Source organism: Streptomyces alkaliphilus (assembly GCF_014141535.1).
Classification (GTDB): Bacteria; Actinomycetota; Actinomycetes; order Streptomycetales; family Streptomycetaceae; genus Streptomyces; species Streptomyces alkaliphilus.
Map to the genome: position 1 here is coordinate 1 of NZ_VKHT01000393.1, position 4,505 is coordinate 4,505.

Genomic DNA, 4,505 nt, shown 5'->3' on the forward strand with positions numbered 1-4,505 from the left:
CACCGGCCCTCCGGCCCGCTCCGGGCCACGGCGGTCGGGTCACAGCACCAGACTGAGCAGGGTCGGGGCCGCCTGCCGGTTCAGGGTCTCGGCCGCCTCCCGCAGTCGGTACCCCTGGCGCAACGGAAGGGAGAGCGCCAGGCACCCCACCGAGGCCCCGGCGGTCAGCGGCACCGCCGCGCAGACGGTGCCCACCGCGTACTCCTGGAGGTCCAGCATCGGCATGCTCGCCGGGTGGTGGTCCAGGGTGGTGAGCAGGGCCCGGCGGTCGGTGATGGTCCGGGAGGTGAGGCGGGCGACCCGGTGCCGGGAGAAGTGATCCCGGCGGCCGTCGTGGTCGAGCTGGCCCAGCAGGCACTTGCCGATCGCGGTGGCGTGCGCGGCGGAGCGGAACTCCACCCACTGGTCGACCGCCGGCATCTCCGGCGTGGAGCTGACGTGCGGCACGGTCATCTCGCCGTCGGTGTACCGCCCGATGTAGACGGCGGCGCCGACCTCGCACCGCAGTCGGTCCAGGGACTGCCGCAGCTTCTCCTCGCGGGCGCGTCGCCGGTCGCCGCCGGAGTTCAGCAGGGCCATCGCCTCACCGCTGGTCCAGCTGCCGTCCCGCAGCCGGTGGATGTACCCCTCCTGCTGCAACAGTCGCAACAGCTCACCCAGTCGGTCGGGTGGCAGACCCGTGCGCCGGGTCAGCTCCGCCTCCAGTGCCCCCTCGGAACTCTCGGCGATCGTCTCCAGCAGGCGCAGTGCGTACCGGACCGAATGGAAGGGGGCGGCCACCCCGGACCTGAGCGCCACAGCGTCCTCCCTGGGGACTCGCGGTTATCCGCCGTGCCGATGACTGTCCACCAGATTAACCGCCGACCGGCGGCGGGGGCACACCATCGGCGGTGTTACCCGGGCGGAATCGGCGCGCCCGACCCCCGGGACAGCGATCCCCCCGGGGGCACGGGCACGAGAACCGGCGGGCGGGGGCGCCGCGCCGGCGGGGTGTCACCGCGCTACTGCACGCTGCGCAGGAAATCCCGGGTGCGCTGGTGGCGCGGGTCGCCGAACAACTGCTCCGGTGGCGCGGCCTCCACGATCCTGCCCTTGTCGAACATCATGACGCAGTCCGAGATGTCCCTGGCGAAGGACATCTCGTGCGTCACGCACAGCATCGTGATCTCCGTGCTGTGCGCGACGTCCCGCAACACGTCCAGCACGCCCGCCACCAGCTCGGGGTCGAGCGCGGAGGTGACCTCGTCCAGCAGCAGCACCTTGGGCCGCATCGCCAACGCCCGGGCGATGGCCACCCGCTGCTGCTGGCCGCCGGAGAGCTGGGTGGGGTACTTGTCGATGTGCTCGGTCAGACCGACCAGCTCGATCAGGTCCCTGGCCCGGGCCTCCGCCTCGTCCTTCGACAGCCCCAGCACGTGCACCGGAGCCTCGGTGACGTTGCGCAGCACCTTCATGTTGGGGAAGAGGTTGAACTGCTGGAAGACCATGCCGATCTTCTTGCGCACCTCCCGGACGTGCTTCTCCCCGGCGGGGACCAGCTTCCCGTGGCGTTCCTCGTGCGTGAGGTGCTCGCCGTCGACCGTGATGGTGCCCTCGTCGGGCTTCACCAGGGTCATCAACAGTCGCAGGATCGTCGTCTTGCCCGATCCCGAGGGGCCGATCAGGGTGACGTGCTTGCGCGGGTACACCGAGAAGCACAGGTCGTCCAGGACGGTCAGCTCCCCGAACCGCTTGGTCACGTCCTGGAAGCGGATCAGCTCCGGGCCGTCCTCGCGCCGGCCGTCACCGGCTCCCGGCACGGCCTCGGGTGTCGTGGCGTCCCCCGCCGGCCGGGCGGGGTCGTCCTGCGGGGTGCTCTGCGGGGTGTCCACCGTGGTCTCCGTGGTCGCTCTCGGGTCCGTGGTCGTTCGCGGCCGGCTCGGAGATCCGGACCGGTCGGGGGGTGGCTCGGCGGTCGGTCCGCCGGATGGCTCAATGGGTGGCAAGACGACGCTCCAGGGCTCGGATCAACAGCGAGGCCGGATAGGCGACCAGCACGAAGGCGATGCCGACCACCGTGTACGGCTCCATGAAGCGGAAGGTCTCGGTGCCGAAGGCACGCGCCTCGCCGAGCATCTCCATCAGCCCGATGGTCGCGATCAGCGGCGTCTCCTTGAGCATGGCGATCACGTAGTTGCCCAGCGCCGGCACGCTGCGCCGGAAGGCCTGCGGCAGGATCACCGACTGCCAGGTGCGGCGCGGTGACATGCTCAGCGCGTGCGCCGCCTCCCACTGGCCGACCGGCACCGCCTCGATGCCGGCGCGGTAGACCTCCATCGTGTAGGTCGAGTAGTGCAGGCCCAGGCCGATGGCGCCGGCCACCATGACCGGCACGGTCGGACCCCACTCGGGCAGCACGAAGAACAGGAAGAAGAGCTGCACCAGCAACGGGGTGTTGCGGACGAACTCGGTGAATCCCAGCACCGGCCAGCGCACGAAGGCCGGGCCGCGCACCGCGATGGCCCACACCAGACCCAGCGAGAAGGCGATGAGGGTGCCCCAGGCCAGTGCCTGGAGCGTGGTCAGCAGGCCGCTCCAGAAGTAGGGCATGAAGTCGGCGACGACTCCCCAGTCCCAGTTCACGCGTTCACACCCCCCATCGCACGGGTGTCACCGGCGGCGCCGGGCGAGCCCGCCCCGCGCTTGCGGAACAGCGGCACCCGCTCCGGCTCCTGACCGATGCCCTTCTTGGCCTGCCGTTCCACCACGCGCATCCCACGGGTGATGGCGAAGGCCAGGATGAAGTACATGACCAGCAGCAGGGTGTAGACCGGCGCGTTGTCACCGGTGGAGAGCCGGATCACGTTCCCGGCGAAGGCCAGGTCGGAGACCGAGATCACGGACACCAGCGCGGTGCCCTTGAGCAGTTCGATGGCCAACGCGTTGAGCGGCGCCACCATCTCCGGCCACGCCTGCGGGAACTCCACCCGGCGCAGCCGCTGCATCGGGGTGAAGCTCAGCGCGATACCGGCCTCCCGCTGGGCGACCGGCACGGCGGCCAGCGCCCCGCGCACGATCTCCGAGCCGTAGGCCCCGTAGGTCAGGCCGAGCGCCAGCACACCCGCCCACATCGGCACCAGTTGGTAGCCGAACATCAGCGGGAAGGCGAAGGCGAACCAGAACAACATCACCAGGGCGGAGGTGCCCCGGAAGATCTCGAAGTAGGCCCCGGACAGGAAGCGCACGATCCACCAGCGGGAGGTGCGCAGTGTGCCGATGGCCAGGGAGACCGCGAAGGCCAGGGCGGCGCTGAAGATCGTGACCTGCACGGTCACCCACAGCCCCGGCAGAATCCAGGTGGTGAACAGACCCCACGTCATGGCGAGCACAGCTCCTCTGCGGTGAGATCCGTCAGGTCCTCCTCGGTGAAGCCGTAGGGCTCCACCAGCTCCAGCAGCCGACCGGTGTCCTTGAGGTCGTGCAGCTCGGTGTTGAAGGCGTCGCGCAGGGCGGTCTCGTCGGGCCGGAACGCGAAGCCACCGGCGCCGATCTGCTCCTCGCCGTCCACCACCGGCACGAACGGCTCGGTGACCTCGACCCCGCTCCCCTCTCGCACGGCGGCGGTCATGGTCGGGGCGGTGCCGAAGAAGGCGTCGATCCGACCGTGCCGAACGGCGTTGAGGCCGGCCAACTGGTCCGGGTAGGTGCCGATGCTGTTCGGGTCCACGCCGTTGCCGATGGCGTAGTCGCGCTGGAACCAGCCCGGCCCGGTGGCGGAGGTGGCGCCGCTCTCCGCGAGGGAGGCGTAGTCGGTGATGCCCAGCGGGTTGCCGGCGGCGACGATGAACGCGTCCTTGGCGACGTAGTCCGGGTCGGAGAAGATCACCTGGTCACAGCGCTCGGGGCTGATCCACATCCCGGCGGCCACCACGTCGAACTGGCGGGCCCGCAGGCCGGGGATGAGCGAGCCGAACTCGGTGAGGACCGGCTGGAAGCGTTCGATGCCGAGCCGACCGAAGATCTCCCGGGCGATGGCCGGGGACTGCCCGGTGAGCGAGCCGTCGTCGTCGATGTAGGAGTAGGGGATCTCGCTGGCGATACCGAGCCGCACCACGCCCTGGGCGCGCAGCCGGTCCAGCGGGTCGCCGCCCTCGGGGTCGATCCGGGCGCATCCGGCGGCGCCGGTGATACCGAGGAGGCCGAGTGCGGCGGCCCCCGAGAGCAGCGTGCGACGGCTGGGGCCGCCGGGGGATATCGGGGAGGCGGGTGGCCCGGCGGCGTCGGTCGGCGGACCGCCCAGTGGGCCGAACAGGGGTCGGCGTCTGCGTCGTGAACGAACCATGCGCCGGCGGATACCCGATTTCCGGACGGCCATGCGGAGCGATTTCGGTCCGAGACCGAAAGGAACCGGAAGAGATTCATCCGTGTGGCCCCGGGACGCGGGTGGCGCTCCCGGGCCACCATGGGCGTGCCGGAGGATCACGGCGGGCCCCGCGCGCCCCCGGGACCGACCGGCCGACCCCGCC

At 71.0% G+C, this 4,505-nt stretch carries 5 protein-coding genes; all 5 read right to left on the reverse strand.

All coding sequences use genetic code 11. The annotated features are described in order from the left end of the window. Positions 1–39: 39 nt before the first annotated feature. The 5 genes from FNQ90_RS13655 to ehuB all read right to left on the reverse strand — a co-directional run bounded on the left by FNQ90_RS13655 (position 40) and on the right by ehuB (position 4,321). The gene (locus FNQ90_RS13655) at positions 40–798 is read right to left on the reverse strand and encodes an IclR family transcriptional regulator domain-containing protein (RefSeq protein ID WP_182606633.1); all 759 of its coding nucleotides are present in this window, start codon (positions 796–798) and stop codon (positions 40–42) included. A gap of 203 nt (positions 799–1,001) precedes the next feature. Beyond that, entirely contained in the window at positions 1,002–1,799 is a 798-nt protein-coding gene (gene ehuA, locus FNQ90_RS13660; protein ID WP_182606635.1) for an ectoine/hydroxyectoine ABC transporter ATP-binding protein EhuA, read from the reverse strand. A 172-nt stretch (positions 1,800–1,971) separates the two neighbouring features. Next, positions 1,972–2,622, reverse strand: a complete 651-nt coding sequence (gene ehuD, locus FNQ90_RS13665) for an ectoine/hydroxyectoine ABC transporter permease subunit EhuD (RefSeq protein ID WP_182606634.1) — start codon at positions 2,620–2,622, stop codon at positions 1,972–1,974. Next, positions 2,619–3,359, reverse strand: a complete 741-nt coding sequence (gene ehuC, locus FNQ90_RS13670) for an ectoine/hydroxyectoine ABC transporter permease subunit EhuC (RefSeq protein ID WP_143617871.1) — start codon at positions 3,357–3,359, stop codon at positions 2,619–2,621. The genes ehuD and ehuC overlap by 4 nt, the downstream gene beginning before the upstream one ends. Beyond that, a complete protein-coding gene (ehuB, locus tag FNQ90_RS13675) occupies positions 3,356–4,321 on the reverse strand; it encodes an ectoine/hydroxyectoine ABC transporter substrate-binding protein EhuB (RefSeq protein ID WP_143617869.1) in 966 nt (321 codons plus the stop codon). The genes ehuC and ehuB overlap by 4 nt, the downstream gene beginning before the upstream one ends. Positions 4,322–4,505 lie beyond the last annotated feature (184 nt).